This window comes from Actinosynnema sp. NPDC059797, assembly GCF_042732085.1.
Taxonomy (GTDB): Bacteria; Actinomycetota; Actinomycetes; order Mycobacteriales; family Pseudonocardiaceae; genus Actinosynnema.
In genome coordinates this window covers 23,905-40,095 of record NZ_JBHWIE010000046.1, presented here as the reverse complement: position 1 = coordinate 40,095, position 16,191 = coordinate 23,905, and the positions used below count along the sequence as shown (strand labels likewise).

16 protein-coding genes and 1 pseudogene are annotated in these 16,191 nt (G+C 73.2%); 7 read left to right on the top strand and 10 right to left on the bottom strand.

The window, feature by feature from the left end:
- Positions 1-20 precede the first annotated feature (20 nt).
- Genes ACFV4N_RS14975 through ACFV4N_RS14955 form a run of 5 tightly spaced genes read right to left on the bottom strand, consistent with a single transcriptional unit; the run spans position 21 to position 4,831 of the window.
- The gene (locus ACFV4N_RS14975; protein ID WP_499673078.1) at positions 21-722 is read right to left on the bottom strand and encodes a zf-HC2 domain-containing protein; all 702 of its coding nucleotides are present in this window, start codon (positions 720-722) and stop codon (positions 21-23) included.
- Positions 719-1,228, bottom strand: coding sequence for a sigma-70 family RNA polymerase sigma factor (locus ACFV4N_RS14970; protein ID WP_499673081.1), 510 nt, complete (start codon positions 1,226-1,228; stop codon positions 719-721). Before ACFV4N_RS14970 ends, ACFV4N_RS14975 begins: the two co-directional genes overlap by 4 nt.
- 15 nt (positions 1,229-1,243) lie before the next feature.
- On the bottom strand, positions 1,244-2,080 hold the full coding sequence (locus ACFV4N_RS14965) for an enoyl-CoA hydratase-related protein (protein WP_499673077.1): 837 nt from the start codon (positions 2,078-2,080) through the stop codon (positions 1,244-1,246).
- A gap of 10 nt (positions 2,081-2,090) precedes the next feature.
- Complete coding sequence (locus ACFV4N_RS14960; protein ID WP_499673076.1) at positions 2,091-3,338, bottom strand: FNR domain-containing protein; 1,248 nt, start codon at positions 3,336-3,338, stop codon at positions 2,091-2,093.
- Complete coding sequence (locus tag ACFV4N_RS14955) at positions 3,335-4,831, bottom strand: amino acid adenylation domain-containing protein (RefSeq protein WP_499673080.1); 1,497 nt, start codon at positions 4,829-4,831, stop codon at positions 3,335-3,337. The genes ACFV4N_RS14960 and ACFV4N_RS14955 overlap by 4 nt, the downstream gene beginning before the upstream one ends.
- A 245-nt stretch (positions 4,832-5,076) precedes the next feature.
- On the opposite strand from ACFV4N_RS14955, the gene ACFV4N_RS14950 reads away from it, so the two are divergent.
- Positions 5,077-5,655, top strand: a complete 579-nt coding sequence (locus ACFV4N_RS14950; protein ID WP_499673075.1) for a DUF3885 domain-containing protein — start codon at positions 5,077-5,079, stop codon at positions 5,653-5,655.
- An 82-nt stretch (positions 5,656-5,737) separates the two neighbouring features.
- A pseudogene (locus ACFV4N_RS14945) lies at positions 5,738-5,959 on the top strand (response regulator); the annotation flags it as partial.
- A gap of 413 nt (positions 5,960-6,372) precedes the next feature.
- On the opposite strand, the gene ACFV4N_RS14940 reads toward ACFV4N_RS14945, so the two are convergent.
- On the bottom strand, positions 6,373-7,389 hold the full coding sequence (locus ACFV4N_RS14940) for an ABC transporter substrate-binding protein (protein ID WP_499673074.1): 1,017 nt from the start codon (positions 7,387-7,389) through the stop codon (positions 6,373-6,375).
- Positions 7,390-7,729: 340 nt separating this feature from the next.
- Between ACFV4N_RS14940 and ACFV4N_RS14935 the strand changes: the two genes are divergently transcribed.
- The 4 genes from ACFV4N_RS14935 to ACFV4N_RS14920 all read left to right on the top strand — a co-directional run bounded on the left by ACFV4N_RS14935 (position 7,730) and on the right by ACFV4N_RS14920 (position 11,974).
- Positions 7,730-8,200 (top strand): sigma-70 family RNA polymerase sigma factor, encoded by a 471-nt coding sequence (locus ACFV4N_RS14935; RefSeq protein WP_499673073.1) that lies wholly within the window; start codon positions 7,730-7,732, stop codon positions 8,198-8,200.
- Between the two features lie 701 nt (positions 8,201-8,901).
- Complete coding sequence (locus ACFV4N_RS14930) at positions 8,902-10,146, top strand: PQQ-dependent sugar dehydrogenase (RefSeq protein WP_499673072.1); 1,245 nt, start codon at positions 8,902-8,904, stop codon at positions 10,144-10,146.
- A gap of 49 nt (positions 10,147-10,195) precedes the next feature.
- Positions 10,196-11,536, top strand: a complete 1,341-nt coding sequence (locus tag ACFV4N_RS14925; RefSeq protein ID WP_499673071.1) for a pentapeptide repeat-containing protein — start codon at positions 10,196-10,198, stop codon at positions 11,534-11,536.
- Positions 11,537-11,566: 30 nt separating this feature from the next.
- Positions 11,567-11,974, top strand: coding sequence for a hypothetical protein (locus ACFV4N_RS14920; RefSeq protein ID WP_499673070.1), 408 nt, complete (start codon positions 11,567-11,569; stop codon positions 11,972-11,974).
- An 18-nt stretch (positions 11,975-11,992) separates the two neighbouring features.
- Here the strand turns inward: ACFV4N_RS14920 and ACFV4N_RS14915 are convergent, their stop codons facing one another.
- On the bottom strand, positions 11,993-12,601 hold the full coding sequence (locus ACFV4N_RS14915; protein WP_499673069.1) for a TetR/AcrR family transcriptional regulator: 609 nt from the start codon (positions 12,599-12,601) through the stop codon (positions 11,993-11,995).
- An 85-nt stretch (positions 12,602-12,686) separates the two neighbouring features.
- On the opposite strand from ACFV4N_RS14915, the gene ACFV4N_RS14910 reads away from it, so the two are divergent.
- Positions 12,687-13,838 carry a DUF418 domain-containing protein gene (locus tag ACFV4N_RS14910; RefSeq protein ID WP_499673068.1) on the top strand — a complete coding sequence of 384 codons (1,152 nt, stop codon included), beginning with the start codon at positions 12,687-12,689 and terminating at the stop codon, positions 13,836-13,838.
- 19 nt (positions 13,839-13,857) lie between these two features.
- Here ACFV4N_RS14910 and ACFV4N_RS14905 read toward each other — a convergent pair whose 3' ends face one another.
- From ACFV4N_RS14905 to ACFV4N_RS14895, 3 genes are read right to left on the bottom strand one after another with little or no spacing between them, the layout of a single operon-like run.
- Positions 13,858-14,289: a chromate resistance protein ChrB domain-containing protein gene (locus ACFV4N_RS14905; RefSeq protein WP_499673067.1), complete on the bottom strand. Its 432-nt coding sequence runs from the start codon at positions 14,287-14,289 to the stop codon at positions 13,858-13,860.
- The gene (locus ACFV4N_RS14900) at positions 14,286-14,786 is read right to left on the bottom strand and encodes a Chromate resistance protein ChrB (protein WP_499673066.1); all 501 of its coding nucleotides are present in this window, start codon (positions 14,784-14,786) and stop codon (positions 14,286-14,288) included. Before ACFV4N_RS14900 ends, ACFV4N_RS14905 begins: the two co-directional genes overlap by 4 nt.
- 51 nt (positions 14,787-14,837) lie before the next feature.
- The gene (locus tag ACFV4N_RS14895; RefSeq protein WP_499673065.1) at positions 14,838-16,172 is read right to left on the bottom strand and encodes an MFS transporter; all 1,335 of its coding nucleotides are present in this window, start codon (positions 16,170-16,172) and stop codon (positions 14,838-14,840) included.
- Between the last annotated feature and the right edge of the window lie 19 nt (positions 16,173-16,191).

Here is a 16,191-nt window from a genome sequence, read left to right as displayed (position 1 = left end):
GCCGGCCGCGGACCCGGGCGTCACAGGTCGACGCGCAGCAGGACCGCGTCGTTGTGCGCCAGCCTGATCTCGACGCCGGTGATCTCGGAGCGGAGCAGCCGGGTGGTCGCGATCGGCAGGGTGGTGGAACCGGGGCCCGCCGTCCAGGTGGCCACCCGCGTCGAGGCGCCGTCGGCCGTGACGACGTGCAGGGCGTAGGCGAACACCGGCGTCGGCGGGCCGTCGGGCTCGGCGTAGGAGCACCGCACCTCGATCCGGGTGCCCCACGGCTCGGCCACCAGCCGCGCGCTGGCCGTCACCGGGCTGGGCACGGTCTGGGCCAGCTCCACGCCGGGGGCGGGTGACGGCGCGGCCGAGGTCGCCGACGCGTCGGGGGCGGGCGGTCGCCCGGCCGACGCGACCCCCCACCCCAGCAGCACCGCGCCGACCAGCGCCGCGGCCACCAGCCACCGGGCTCGCCGCCGGCGCGACCGCTCGGCCGCGACCAGCCCGGCGAGCACCGCGGCGGGCGGTTCGCCGACGTCGGGCCCCAGCAGGTCGAGGGCCCGGTCCCGGGGCACCGCCGAGAGGATGCCGGGGACGCCCGCGAACGAGGCCACGTCGCCCGAGCAGGCCTCGCAGCCGGGCAGGTGCCCCTCGAACTCGCGCCGCTCGGCGGGCGACAGCGAGCCCAGGACGTACGCGGCACCCCAGTCCCGGTACGGATCGACTGGCGTGCTCACCGTCCGGTGACCCCCTTCTCCTCCAGCGCCAGCCGCAGCGCCCGCAGACCATAGTGCAGCCGGGACTTCACGGTCCCCTCCGGCAGGTCCAGCGCGGCGGCCAGCTCGGCGACGGACTGGCCCATGTAGTACGAACGCACGATCACCGCGCGGTGCTCCGGCGTCAACCGCGTGAGCACGTCGGCGACCAGCCACGAGTCCAGGGCCGAGTCGGTCGGGTCGGAGCGCGCCCGATCGGGCACCCCCTCCGACCCGACCTCCCAGCGGGCGCGGGCGCTGCGGCGTTCGTCGATCACCACGTTGCGCGCCACCGTGTAGAGCCACGCGCGAGCCGCCGCCCCACCCTGTTCGAGCACCTTGGGGTTGCGCCAGGCGCGCAGCAGCGCCTCCTGCACCACGTCGCTGGACAGCTCGTCGTCCCCGGTCAACCGGCGCACGTACCGCCACAGGGCGGGCGCGTGCTCGTCGTGGAGGGAGCGCAGCAGGGCGATGTGACTGTCGTTGATCGCGCACCTCCTCGGCTAGTCGCGGAGCAGCGGTTCCCGGGCCGGCTCGGCCGTGCCGGGTCCGCCGGGGAAGGCGGGCCGTCGCTTGGCGAGGAAGGCCGAGGTCCCCTCGCGCATGTCGGCGGTGGTGAACGCCTCGTGGAACGCGGCCAGCTCGGCGGCCAGCCCGGCGGCGACGGTCCGGCCCGCCGCGGCGTTCACCGCGGCCTTGGCCAGGGACACCGCCGTCGCCGAGTTGGCCGCGACCCGGCCGAGCGCCGCGCGCGCGGCGGCCAGCATCCCGTCCCGGTCGTCGAACACGGCGTTGACCAGCCCGAGCCGCAGCGCCTCCGGCGCGTCGACGTGCCTGCCGGTGTAGATCAGCTCGCGGGCGACCGCGGGACCGACCAGGCGTTGCAGCCGGACGCACCCGCCGAAACCGGGCACCAGGCCCAGCGCCACCTCCGGCTGGCCGAACACCGAGCGCCGGGTGGCGTAGGCGAAGTCGCAGGCCAGCACGACCTCGCAGCCACCGCCCAGCGCGTAGCCGTCCACGCACGCGACGACCGGGCAGGGCACCGCCTCCAGCAGCCGGGTGACCCGCTGGCCGAGCGCGCCGAACCGCGCGCCCTCGGCCGGCGTCATCGAGGCCATCTCGCGGATGTCGGCGCCCGCGACGAACGCGGGTCCGGGCGCCCCGGTGAGGACGATCCCGGCCGGGGCGCGCCCGGCGGACCCGGGGAGGAGCGCGGACAGGAAGTGGTCGAGTTCGGCGAGGACCCGCGCGGACAGCGCGTTGCGCGCCGCCGGCCGGGACACGGTGATCGTCGTGACGCCGTCCCGTTCTCCGATGAGCAAGGTCGAGTAGTCCACGGAAGTCCCCTCACGAGTCCCAGATCGCGCCGAACGCGGGCACGCCCCGCGCCTCCAACCCCTCCACGACCTGCCAGGTCGTCCTCTTGTTCGAGATGCAGATCACGGCCTCCGCGCCGAACTCCCGGTGCGCGCGCAGCGCCAGGTCGACCAGGTCCGGCTTGCCGTCCCGGGCGGTGTCCCAGACCAGGGCGTCCGGCTGCGCGGCCAGGATCTCGTCCACCAGGTCGTCGCCGTAGGTCTCGCGGGGCGAGCGGGTGGACCACACCAGGCGCGCCGGCGTGCCGCGCGCGAGCAGGTGGGGCAGGCACGGCCCGATGCCGCTGCCGGTGGCCACCCACACGACCCCGGTGAACAGCTTGTCGATGTTCCCGACGCCCGCGGTGGGCACGCCCTTGACCCACAGGTGCGTCGGCAGGTCGTCGATCAGCGCGCCGGTCCAGTCGCCCGCGCGGGAGACGGTCAGCCGGAACCCGCTGCGGCCGGGCGTCGGCACGTTGGCGAACGAGTGCCACTCCAGCAGCGGGTGGCGGCTCACCGCCGTGGACGACCCGGCGAACGGCGTCACGCCGTGGTCGAACGAGAGCAGCGCGACGTGCCCCGACGGCCGGACGATCCGCACCGGCACCCGGCGCAGCCGCGTCCACGGCAGCGCGACGCTGACCACCACCAGCAGGAACACCCAGGACGACCACGAGCCGACGAACCCCGGCTGCCCGCAGGAGTGGACCGCGAACAGCACGAGCACGGTCCAGCCGGCGAACCGGTGCACGCGCTCGAACGCGTCGTGCCACCGCGCCCGCAGGCGCGGCACGGCGGACACGACCATCCCGACCAGCAGGGCGAGGATCGCCCACGTCAGCGGTTCGGCCAGGACCCAGGCCAGCACCGCGAACCAGGCGGTGGCGCACACCGCCGCGCCCACGTGCAGCCCGCCGAAGTGGTAGACCTTGCCCAACGCCCAGCGGACGCCCAGCGGCCACGTGGTCGGCGCGCTGGTCGCGAGCCGGAACAGCAGGTTGACCACGTGCTGCTGGCGGATCAGGACGGCCAGGGCGACGTTGGCCAGGACCAGGTCGGACAGCGCCTGCCCGGAAAGCACCTGCCCGGAAAGCGCCTGCCCGTGACCCATGCCGAACGCCGCGACCGCGTTGACCGCGACCACCGCGGCGGCGAGCCGGTTGTGGTGGGTGAACGGCCGCCGCCGCAACCGCGACCGCAGCCGGGCCGACGGCGAGCCGGCGCGCGTGGTGGTCATGCGACCGGCACCAGCGACGACAGCGCGGCCCGGTCCACCTTGCCGCGCTCGGTCAGCGGCAGGGCGTCCACCGCGAGCACCGACGACGGCACGCAGTAGTACGGCAGGGCCCGCGCCACCGCGTCGGTGGCGGCGCCCGGCTCCACGGTGGCGGGGCTGACGAACCCGATCAGCCTGCCGTCGTGCAGGACGGTCGTCGCGCGGGCGCAGCCGGGGGTCGTCTCCAGGGCGGAGGTGACCGCGTCCAGCTCGACCCGGAAGCCGCGCACCTTGACCTGGTCGTCGGTGCGGCCGTGGTGCTCCAGCTCGCCCTCGGGGGTCCAGCGGCCCAGGTCGCGGGTGCGGAACATGAGGTGGTCGCCGCCGAGGAAGGGGTCGGGGCGGTAGCGCTGGGCGGTCAGCACGTCATTGCCCAGGTAGCCCGCCGTGACGCACGCGCCACCCGCCCACATCTCGCCGACCTCGCCGATGCGGCACGGGCGCAGGTCCTGGTCGAGCACGTAGACGGTGGTGTTCGGCACCGGGCGGCCGATGGTCAGCGCGCCGACGCGCGGGTCGTAGCGCTGCACGGTGTTGACGATCGTGACCTCCGTGGGGCCGCAGGCGTTGTGGAACACCGCGCGGGACGCCCAGGCGTCGGCCAGGGGCTTGGGGCAGCGCTCGCCCGCGACGGCCACCACGCGCACCCGCCGGCACCGCTCGGGGTCCACAGTGGACAGCACACCGGGCGTGGCGATGAGGACCGTGGCGGTGCTCGCCGCACGGGCCACGTCCCGCCCGCGGATGACGCACGTCGCGCCGTGGGCGAGCGCGCCGAAGACCTCCCACACCGCCATGTCGAACGCGATGTTGAGCAGCTGCGCGACCCGGTCGCCCGGCCCGATGCCCAGCGAGCCGGGTTCGGTGAGCAGCACGTTGCACAGGTTCGCGTGCGTGACGCGGACGCCGTTGGGCACGCCGGTCGTGCCGGAGGTGAAGATGACGACGGCCGTGTCGCCCCCGCCGGCGTCGGGCGCGCCGACGCGGCGGTCCGGGAGGGTGTCGAGGTCCAGCACGGTGGGGGCGGCGGGGCTGTGTTCGCTCGTGGTCAGGACGACCCGGATGCCCGCCGTGCGCACCACGTGGTCGAGGTGGTGCGGCGGGGTGATCCGGATGTCCTGCGGCACGTACGCCGCGCCGACCTTCAGCACCGCCAGGATGCCGACCACCATGGGGATCGACCGGGTCAGGAACACCCCGACGTGGTCACCGGGTCGCACGCCCGCGTCGAGGAGCGAGGCCGCCACGACGTTCGCGCGGTGGTCGAGTTCGCCGTAGGTGACGTGGCGGCCCTCGTGCTCGACCGCCCGAGCGTGGGGCGAACGCCTCGCGTGGTGCTCGAAGGCGTGATGTATCCGGTGGAACGGCGGGGTGACGTCCGGGCCCCGGCCGAATCGCCGGAACAGCGGGCGGTCGTCCGGGGGCAGGCATTGCACAGCGGAGGGCTCGGTCATGGCTCTCACGGGGAGCGCACCTCTCGTAGCCGGGCGTGGTCACCCGGTCTGAACGAGACAGCCCCACCGTCCGTTCAAGCCGAACCGGAAATCGTTCGGGGGTTCGCCGGGCGGGGGAGGGCGGGCATCTCACCGCGAGGCGAACGGCTCGACCCGCTAGGCCGATCGGTGACCCCGGCGAACCGTTCGGCCGCTATCGGCTCACGGGGCAGTCCGGTTCACAACGCGCAGGGGAAGATGACCGCGTGTCCGATGACCCCCTGTCGGTGTCGTGGCGGCGGCAGTGGCCCGACTGCCTCCCACTGGCCCACACCCTGAAGCACGCCCACCGCGACCGGTGGGTGCGCTTCCACAGCCTGCCCGGAGCCAAGCGCTACCCCGACGACGAGGCCGAGTACGCCACCGCGCTCCACCGCTACAACTCGGTCCTGGACGAACTGTTCCACGGGCAGGAGGTCCTGGTCGTCACGACCGACTGGTCGACCGACCCCGCGCCCCGACCGACGCGTCACGCGCACCTGCACCCCGGGGCCCGCCACTGGACCTCCGTGCGCACCGACGAGGGCGAAACGGACCCGGACTTCATCATCCACACCCACCTGTACGTCAGCCGCGCGCCCTGGCGACCGGGCGCCGTGGACGACCTGCTCCGCGCCGTGGCCGACGACGTCACCGCCGGGGTGATGATCACCAGCCCGTCCTTCGACCGGATCCACCACCCCTACGACGGGGGCGCCGACGTCCTGCTGCCCACGAGCGCCGATCGCGACGCCCTGAAGCGCCGCCACACCGACTGGCTCTCCGCCCACCCCCTCGGCTTCTGACCGCCCCGCTCGTCTGCTCAGCTCCGTCCAATGCTCCTGTGCCGGGGTGAACCCGCTCACCATGGCGAGAGGATCGTCGGCGCGGCTGCGCGCGGAGGAGGTCTGGACGCCGATCCTGATGCTCACCGCCAAGGACGGCGAGTACGACGAGGCGGACGGGCTGGACGTCGGTGCCGACGACTACCTGCACAAGCCCTTCTCGTTCGTGGTCTTGGTCGCCCGGCTGCGCGCCCTGGCCCGCCGCGGCGCCGTGCCCCGACCCCGGTTGCTCGGCCACGGCAGCCTCACCCTGGACCCCGAGTCGGGCGAGTGCACGGTCCGGGGTGAGCCGGTCGCGCTCCAGCACCTCACCGGCTCCCGACGCCGGCTCCATCCGCCCTTCGTGCTATTCCGTTCGGGCGTTCAGCTCCATCCCACGCGCCTGTGGCCGACGGCTCGGAAGTTCGGCGGCATCAACTGGACCACCGGGGCACGTCCCCTCGACCACGGCGTGCGGGGGAGCAGGAAGTCGAGCACGACGAGGCCGAAACCGGTGCGGGCACCACGCGGGCCGCGGTGAACGGAGCGATGCCCGCCGCGGTGAAGATCAGGACGGCGATCGGCGCCGGCGCGAGGACGGGGCCGCCGAACAGCCCGGACCTCGGGAGGACGCCGACGCGCGCCACTGCCGCCGCCGCGACCGGGTCGACGGCACGAGCCGACGCGGGGAGATCTCCGTCAGGTGCCCGACATCGGCGCCAGCATCGGCTTGACGTCGAAGTCGTCGGCCAGCAGGCCGTAGGTCCGCATCAGGTCGGCGACGCGCTGGAGGCGGGTGGTGTCGAGCGTGGTGGGGTACTCACCGAAGTGGACCAGGGCGGCGGTGTCCGGCTCGACCTTGGCGTAGTCGGGCAGCAGTTGCCGCACCATGGTGTGGTCGCTCGCGTCCCGCTGCCCCTTGACCAGGGCGCGCTGGAAGGCGGCGATGGTGCGGGGGTTGTCCCGGAGGAACGTGCCGGTGGTGCCGTAGCCGGCGATCGGGATGCTGTCGGTGGGCCCGGAGGCCGCGTCCATGACGGGGATCTGGCCGGAGTTGCGCTGCGCCCTGGTGATGAACGGTTCGCTGGAGAAGGCGGCGTCGACCAGGCCGCTCTCGACGGCGGCCTCCATGTCGGGCATGGGCACCTCCTTGAACTTCACCGTCGCCGGATCGACGTTGTTGGCCTCCAGGGTGGCCCGCGCGGTCAGCTCGGCGATGTTGTTGAAGGTGTTGATCCCGAGCGTCTTGCCGACCATGTCGCGCGGGGACTCGATGTCGGAGTCGGCCTTGGCCAGGATCAGGAACATGTCCGGCCTGGCCTGGTAGCCGTCCATGATCAGCTTCAGCCCGCCGACGTCCTTGGCGGCGCCCTTGGACTCGGCGGCGAAGAACGACACCCAGTTGCCGAAGGTGACGTCGAGTTCGCCCTTGACCAGGCCGGGGATGGCCGCGGCACCGCCCTGGATGGAGATCGTCTCGACCTCCAGGCCCTCCTGCGCGAAGTAACCCTTCCTGATCGCGATGTGGACCGGTGCGACGTCGATCAGGGGGAGCAGGCCGATCCGGACCTTGCTCTTCTCCGCCCGGCCCGGCGTCGGGGGACCGGCGGCCTCCCCGCCGCCGAGCACGCCGCAACCGGACGCCGCAGCGAGCAGCAAGACGGCCGACAGCGCGCCGACGATCTTCCGTGCCGATGAGCCGACACTTCGAGCCATGGGTACGTCTCCTGAGGGGGAAGAGCGGATGTCCGGACGGGAGGTCACGACCTTCCACGGGCCTTTCGCTGGCGATCGCTCACCGGGTGGTGCCTCTCCCGTCGGTGGTGCGCCGCAAATCTAGACACAGGACCGGCAAGCCGATTCCCCCATTCAGGCGATTTCTCGCGCCAATTATGCGAAAAACTTTCGAATGCTTGTGCGGGAGTATTCCCGGCCAATGCGTTTCCGCTGTGCGGAAATGAAGGGTTGCCCACTGCTTTTGCTACCTGTATGCCGTTCGGCCTGCGGCGACGCTCTGTTTTTGTGAGGGTGCGTCAGGTCCGGGAAAGGGTTACGGGTGGACGCCTCCAGTGCGATCGAAATTCGGTTTTCCGTGGAGCGGAAGCTTTTCGCTACGTGTTCCCGCACCCGAAAAGCCGACGAACGCTCGAACCGGGCCGGGTGTCGGAAAGGGTGTGAACAATGCTCTTCTTCGACCGATCCCTGCGTGCGCAAGGTCATCGTCAACACCTGTGCCACTCGGTGGCGGCGCCGCCGGCGGGGTGAGCAGCCGACGGACCGGTTGCCGGAGACCGGGATGACGGCGCCGCAGGCGGCGGTGGACGAGCGGGAGCGGCTGTGGCAGGCGTTGGGCAGGCTGCCCCGACGTCAACGAGTCGTGCTGGTGCTCCGGTTCTACGAGGACCTGACCGAGGCCCGGGCCGCCGCCGCACTGGGCTGCTCGATCGGCACGGTCAAGAGCCAGACCGGCCGCGCCATCGCACGGCTGCGGTTGGACGACACGATCGCCTGGGAAGAGGGCCGGTGATGAACCTGACCGATCTCGCCGAGGTGCTGCGGTCACGGTCGGAGTCGCCCGGCGACACCTCTCACGCGGCGCGGCTGTCCGGGTCCGATCCAGGGTCCGCGCCGCACGGCTGCGCCGAGCGCTCACCGGCGTGGTGTCGCTGCTGCTGGTCGTGGCGGGGGTGGTGTGCGCGGGGACGCGTCCCCGCGCCAACCGCCGCGGTCGTTGCTGCTCGTGCCGGACGGCGCCGTGTTCGCGCCGGCCCTCGGCGAGGCCGTGTCGGTGGAGGACTACCTGTTCCCGCCGCGACCGGGGACCCTGGCCGAGCTCCCGGTGCCTTCGCCCGGCGCTGCGGCGATGCTGGGTGTCGACCCTGCCGAGCCGAACGGACGTCGGCAGGCCACCGGGACCTGGCCGGACAACGGATTAGTCACGGTGTGGACCAATGTGCCGGGGCGGTTGCGGGTGCTGATCGGCGACGTGGAGGTGCTCTCCTACGAGCACTGGGGCTATGAGGTGGGATCCCGGTCCCGGGCCGACCACCGGCGGAACGAGGGTGACCCGGACCCCGAACCCGGGCAACGGGTTGAGCCCTGGGTGCCGGTACGGCACTCGTCCGACCGGAGGAGGTCCGGGGTGGTGACTGGATGTCACCAGGAAGTCACGGTAGGTTTGGGAGCGCTCCCAGAAAGTGTCCCGCACCCTGCTCGAGGAGCCGAATCATGCTGCGACGACGTTGTCGCCCCATCACCCTGCCCGCCGTCCTGCTCGTCCTGGCCCTGGCCGCGTTCCTGCTGCCCCCGTCGTTGACAGGCGGCGCGGCCGCGGACGCGGCCGGCGCACCCCACACCCGAGCCGTGCCGGTCGCCGAGCTGACCGTGGTGTCCGAACAGGTGGCGTTCGGCCTGCGGCGCCCCATCGCGATCACCGGGCTGCCCGACGGCCGGATGCTGATCGCGGAGAAGGAGGGCACCGTCCGCGCCTACCACCCCGACACCGGCCTGGCGGCCGAACCGGTGCTCGACCTGACCGACCGGATCGACCCGTCGGACAACGAGCGCGGCCTCCTCGGCATCACGCCCGCGCCGAACTTCGCCCGGACCGGGCTGCTCTACGTGGCGTACACGAGCCTGCCCGCCGGTGAGCTGACCCTGGCGCGGGTGCCCCTCGGCGCCCCCGACCGGTTGCAGGTGCTGCTCACCCAGCCGCACGCCGAGTACGGCAACCACAACGGCGGGCAGGTGGCGTTCGGCCGCGACGGCTACCTCTACTGGTCCCTCGGCGACGGCGGCCACACGAACGACCCGTTCAAGGCCGGCCAGGACCTCGGCACCCTGCTCGGCAAGATCGTGCGGATCGACGTCAACCGCGCCTGCGGACCGAAGCCCTACTGCGTGCCGTCCAACAACCCGTTCGTCCGCGTGCCGGGCGCGCGGCCGGAGATCTGGCTCTACGGGCTGCGCAACCCGTGGCGGTTCTCCGTCGACCCGGCCGACGGCTCGCTGTGGATCGGCGACGTCGGCCAGGGCCTGATCGAGGAGGTCAACCACATCCGCCCGTGGCAGGGCGGCGCGAACCTCGGCTGGTCCTGCCGCGAGGGCACCCCGGTGTTCGACCCGCAGCAGTGCCGGGCGGGCGGGAAGTACACCGACCCGGTCTTCGAGTACGACCACTTCAACGACAACTGCTCGGTGACCGGCGGCGTGGTGTACCGGGGGAGCCGGACCCCGGAGGCGCGGGGGACCTACGTCGCGGCCGACTACTGCTCGACCCGGGTGTTCGCGGTGCGCCCCAGGCTGGACGGCAGCTACGAGTCCGCCGCGATCGGGCACTTCCCGACCCAGCCGACCGCGATCGGCACCGACGTGCACGGCGAGCTGTACGTGCTCAGCGACCTCCCCGGGTGGCTGAACAAGGTGCGGTTCGAGCGGGTGCAGCCGGCCCCCACCGGGGCGGCCGGCCGCTGACACCACCGGCCGCCGAACGCGGCTCGGCGCCGTGGCGGGACGATGGGGCATGGTCTCCTCGTCCCGCCACGGCAACGACCGTGACCGGTCCTCGCGGCGCTCCCCGGTCGGCCCGGAGAGCGGCCGGTTCCCGTGGCGGTGGGTGTGGACGGCGCTGTTCGCGGGTCTCGGGGCGGGAGTGGCGCCGACCGTGCTGCTGCGGGGGAGCACGACGGCCGAGCACCGCGACGCCTTCACCGCGGGGTGGCGCAGCACGGCCGCGGTGTTGGCGACCTTCGCGGTCTTCCTGACGACCAGCCGCCTGCGGTTGAGCCAGCGCGAGCACCAGCGCCAACTCGTCGCCGACGAGGCGACCCGGCAGGACGCCGCGGCTCGTCAGATCACCGAGTTGGCCACGCGGGCCAGTGAGCAGCTGGGCGCCGAGAACACCGCGACGCGCATCGGGGGCCTGCACGCCCTGGAACGGCTCGCCCAGAGTCATCCGGACCTGCGACAAATGGTCGTCGACCAGGTCTGCTCGTACCTCCGCCTGCCCTACAGCCCCCCACTGGGGCGAGCGCGCACCCTCGCGCGGGACACGGCCTCCCCGATCACCCCGGGCGGCCACCGCACGGCTGCCGACGACTACGCGGAACTGGACGTGCGCCGTGTCGCCCAGGCGGTCCTCCGACGGCACCTGTCGTGGCCGTCCACCGCCCCGGAGCGCCCCGAGACGTTCTGGGGCGAGATCGCCGTCGACCTCAGGGACGCCGTGCTCGTCGACCTCGACATGGGTCACTGCCGCGTGCTCTTCGCCGACTTCGCCGACGCGGACCTGCACGGGACGACGAGGTTCTCCGGGAGCACCTTCACCTCGGTCGCGCGGTTCGACGGGGCGCGTTTCGGCGGTGACGTCACCTTCTACGGTGTGAAGTTCCACGAACGAGCGGAGTTCTCGCACGCCACCTTCGGCGGTGACCGCTACCTCCTCGGCAGCGGCTGCCGGCACCACGGGGACGTGGAGGTCGACGACCCGGGAGCCGCCTTCGGCGGGTTCGCCACGTTCCGGGGAGCGACCTTCCACGACACCGCCGACTTCGAACGAGTCCGCTTCAAGGGGTCGGTCCACTTCCAGAAGGCGACTTTTTCCGGGAGGGCCGACTTCATGGACGCCGCCTTCGACCACACCAGCGAGTACGTGATGACCCTCCACGACGCCGGCACCACACCCGCGGCACAGGTGACGGTCGACCTCGGCTACACCCGCATGTTCGACGACGCGGTCGTCCTGGAGCCCGGTCGGTACCACTGCTGGCCACCCGCCTGGCAGTCGATGCCCGACCACGTGGGCGCGACCCGCATGGTGTTCGTCCCGGACGCTGCCGCCCTGGCCCGCGACGCCCGGCCCTGAGGGCCGGTCCGGGGGGATGGAGGTGTGGCGGTGCACGGGTACGTGGCGAACGGGTTGCTGGGCAGGCTGGTCGGGGCCCGGCTCTGCTCGGTGCAGTTCGTGTACGACTACGTCCAGCTGCGGTTCGACTGCCCCGGTGGGGATCTGCCGGTCCTCACCTGCGATGCCATGCCGACGGTCGTGGTCGCCCACGGCACGTACACCGACGGTCGACCGGGTTACGCGGACGCGCTGAGGTCCCTGATCGCCGCGACCGTGGTCTCCACCGAGGAGGCGGTCGGCGTGGGGCTGCGCCTCGAACTCGACACCGGCGTCCTGTCCCTGCACCCGACACCCGCCGAACTGACCGGCCCCGAGATCGCCACCTTGGACGGCTTCACCGACGACCAGTGGATGTGCCGGCGCCCGGGAGAGGACTCCTTCGAGGACCTCGCCTGAGCAGCGGACGTCGGGACCTCAGGGTTCGACGCGGCCCACGGGGCGCAGGATCCGGGTGAGCACCAGCCGCAGCGCCTCCCGTTCGCGCTTCGGTGCGAAATCCGCGTCCACCGCGACGCGGTTGAACAGGCCGTCCACCAGGGTGGCGAGCCAGGTGGCGGTCGTGTCCGGGTCCAGCCCGGGGTCGATCCGGCCCGCCCCGGTCGCGCGGGCGACCAGGTCGGCCAGGCCGGACCGCACCAACCGGTCGTTGGCCGCGACCAGTGCCGCGATCCGCTCGTCGCGGTGCGCCTGGGCGGAGATCTCGAGGGCGAGCCGGGCGTGGTCCGCGTCGGCGGCCAGGTCGACCACCAGGTCGAAGAACCCGGTCAGCGCGTCCCACGGCTCGGCGGCCGACAGGTCGGCGAACACCGCCCCGGTGTCGACGCCGTCCTGTTCGACGACCGCGGCGAAGATGTCCTGCTTGCTGCCGAAGTAGTAGAACAGGTTGCCCGGGCTCATCCCCGCCTCGGCGCAGATGTCCGCGGTGCGGGTCTGGCCGAACCCCTTGCGCGCGAAGCACCGCGCCGCGGCCTCCAGGATCTGGAGCCGCTTCGCCTCGCGCTTGGCCGGGTCGACGGTGCGCATGGGCCCGATTCAACCAGGGGGTTGACGACGCGAGTCGTGCGCCCTCAATATTAGACCGACTACTCGATCTAAGAAAGGCACGATTGTGTCCCAGCAACCCCGCCTCGTGCGGGTGGACGCGCTGCGCGGGTTCGCGCTGTTCGGCATCCTCGCCGTCAACGCGTGGGCCTTCGCGACCGGCTACTACGGCTCCGGCATCGCCGATCCGGCCCGCGACCCGGCCGTCCAGTGGATCGTCTCGATGTTCTTCGAAACCAAGTTCTACCTGCTGTTCTCCTTCCTCTTCGGCTACAGCTTCACCCAGCAGATGGACTCCGCCGCACGCGCGGGCGTGGCCTTCCGGCCGCGGATGCTGCGGCGGCACGCCGGGCTCGCGGCCATCGGCGCCGCGCACGCCGTGCTGCTGTTCCACGGCGACATCCTCACCACCTACGCCCTGCTCGGCCTCGTCCTGCTGGCGCTGCGCGGCACCTCACCGAGGCGCGCGGTGTGGCTGGCGGTGGGCCTGCTCCTCGCCAGTGGCGCGCTGTGGACCCTGCTGGGCGTCCTCGACGTGCTCACCCGCACCCCGGTCGACACCACCGCGCTGTCCGCGCAGGTCTCCGAGACGGTGGCCGCCTACCGGGGCACCCCCGGGACGGTCGTCGCCGAGCGCCTGCGACAGCTGCCCGGCACGCTCGGGCTCGTCGCGTTCGTCCAGGCGCCCAGCGCCCTGGCGATGTTCCTGCTCGGGTTCGCGGCGGGGAAGCGGCAGGTGCTCGCCGACCCCTGGCGCCACCGGACACTGTGGTCATGGCTGCTGCGCGTCGGCGCGCCGATCGGGCTGGCGGGGGCCGGTTTCTACGCCTACGTCGCGGTGAACCACCCCGGCAGCGCCGCCGAGACCCTCGCGATCGGAGTCGGCACCCTCACCGCCCCACTGCTCACCGGCGGGTACGTCGCCGCACTGCTGCGCCTGTTCGACACCCGCGCCGCGGCCGTGTTCGCCCCGGCGGGCCGCGTCGCGCTGTCGAACTACGTCCTGCAGTCGGTCGTCCTGGGCGTCGTCTTCACCGCGTACGGATTCGGCCTGATCGGCGAGCTGCCCTACGTCGCGGTCGCCGGGCTCGTCGTCGGCATCTACGCGGCCCAGCTCGCGCTCAGCGCGCTGTGGCTCCGCAACCACCGCTACGGACCGCTGGAATGGCTCCTCCGCGCGATCACCACAGGTGCGCGACCCGTCGCCGCGCGCCGGTAGTCCCCTCGTCGGCCCGCGGTCAGGACGGGGCGCGGCCCAGCAGCACCGCCCGGCGGAAGTACTCGTACAGGCCGTCGAACACCGGACCGGTGATCGCCAGCACCTCGTCGTCGCCGCGCACCATCGACAGACCGCGCAGCACCACGTCCAGGCCGCGCGCCTCGGGGGCGTCGAACAGCTCGTCCTCCAGGTCGGCCTCGTGCACGGCCTGGGCGATGCGCCACAGCACCGGGTCGGCCAGCTCGTAGCGGCGCAGGACGGTCTCGAAGGTGCAGTCGTCGCCGTGGTGGGTCAGGTCGACGCCGCGCATGTCGAACGGCGTGGCGTCGGCGGGCACCTCGGCGGGGTCGCCGACGAAGACGAACTCGGCGTCGGCGTCGACGAACCGGCGGATCAGCCACGCGCACGCGGCCCGGTCGATGTGCACCCCGCGCCGGGTCGCCCACCTCATACCCGCTGCTCCACGTCCTGGTGCCGGTCGCCGGCCAACTCCGCCACCGTCGCCCGGGCCCGGTCGCGCTCGGGCGGCGGGAAGTAGTCGCGCCGCTGGATGCGGTTCAGCTCCTGGCGCAGCCGCCTGGCCGCGGCCCGACGGCCTGCCTGGTCGAGCGTGAGCGCCCCGGTCGCCTCCGCGAGGACCTCGCGGTACTCCGCGGCCCGTGCCTCGGTCAGCGCCGCCGCCAGGTCCTGCTCGGCGGCGGCCTGCGTGGGGCGGCCGACCCACACCACCGCGGTGCCGCCGGCCTGGACGACCTCCTCGGCCACCCACTCCAGCTGCTCCCGGGTGCGGGCGTCGTGGGGCAGCGCCACCAGGCCGTCGCCGAGCTGCGCCACGCCCAGGCGCTTGAGCTTGCGCCACACCGAGATCCGCGGGGTCGACGGCTCCCGGGGGAGCCGGTAGGACAGCAGCACCCAGCCGGGCTCGTGATCCCACGGGGTGGCCGACACGGGTTCATGCTACGTGCCCCGCGCGCGGGAACAGCCCCTCGGCCGGGGTGTTCACGCGGGCCAGCGGGTGTGCAGGTCGTCGATCCGGTAGGTGTGGGTGTGGCGCCAGCGGTCGCCGACGAGGACGGCGTCGCCGAGGTGCCGGTGGTCGCAGTCGGGGCCGTGGTCGTGCGGGAGCGCTTCGGGGTCGTCGTCGGGCCAGCAGCGGGTCGCCACCACCGCGGCGGTGGCGGTGAGGGCGCACAGCACGCCCAACGCGACCGACATGGACGTGGCGGCGGCGAGCCAACCGGCCAGGGGGTAGCAGAGCAGCCAGCACGCGTGGGAGAGGGAGAAGTCCGCGGCGAACACGGCCGGGAGGTGGTCGGGGTGGGCGGAGCGGCGCAGCAGGCGGCCGCCGGGGGTGAGCACGAGGGAGCTGCCGATGCCCAACAGGGCCCACAGGACCAGCAGGGCGGGCCACCGACTGGTGTCGAGCAGGGCGGTCGCGGGGACGGCGATCAGCAGGGTGGCGGCGAGCCCGGCGCCGGCGCGGAGCATGACGGTGCGGTCGCGGTGGCGGTCCAGGACGCGCGGCAGGGCCAGTGCCGCGGTGAGCGAGCCGAGGCCGTGGGCGGCCAGGGCGACGGCCACGGCGGTCTCGCCCAGGCCGAGCGGGCCGCGCACGTAGGGGACGGTGTTGACCAGGACCACCGACCCGGCGGCGGCGACGGCCAGGTGGACCGCGAGCAGGCCGCGCAGCCTGGGGGTGGCCAGGTAGACGCGGACGCCCCGGGTGGTGGCGGCGAGGGTGCGGTCGGCGACGGGTGCGGTGCGCGAGGCGGGAAGGGCCGCGGCGAGGACGAGCAGCGCGGAGGCGGTGAAGCCGAGCGCGGTGCCGACGAACAGCGTGCCGGAGGTGACCAGGGTGAGCGCGGCGGCGGCGAGCAGGGGGCTGAGCAGGCTTTCCAGGTCGTAGGCCAGGCGTGACAGGCTCAGGGCGCGGGTGTAGTCGCGCTCGTCGACCAGGATTTCGGGGATGGTGGCCTGGAAGGTCGGGGTGAACGCCGCCGAGGCGGCTTGCAGCAGGAACACCAATGCGTATACCTGCCACACCTGGTCGACCCACGGCAGGCTCACCGCGATGGCGGCGCGGAACAGGTCCAGGCCGATCAGCAGGGGTTTGCGCGGCAGCCGGGCGGCCAGCGCGCCGGCGAGGGGCGCGACGCCGACGTAGGTCACCATCTTGATCGCCAGCGCGGTGCCGAGCACGGCCCCCGCGTCGGCGCCGGCCAGGTCGTAGGCGAGCAGGCCCAGCGCCACGGTGGTCAGGCCGGTGCCCACCAGGGCGATCACCTGCGCGGTGAACAGCCGGCGGTAGGCGCTGTGGGCGAGCACGGCGAGCACGCGGACCTCCACTGCCGGG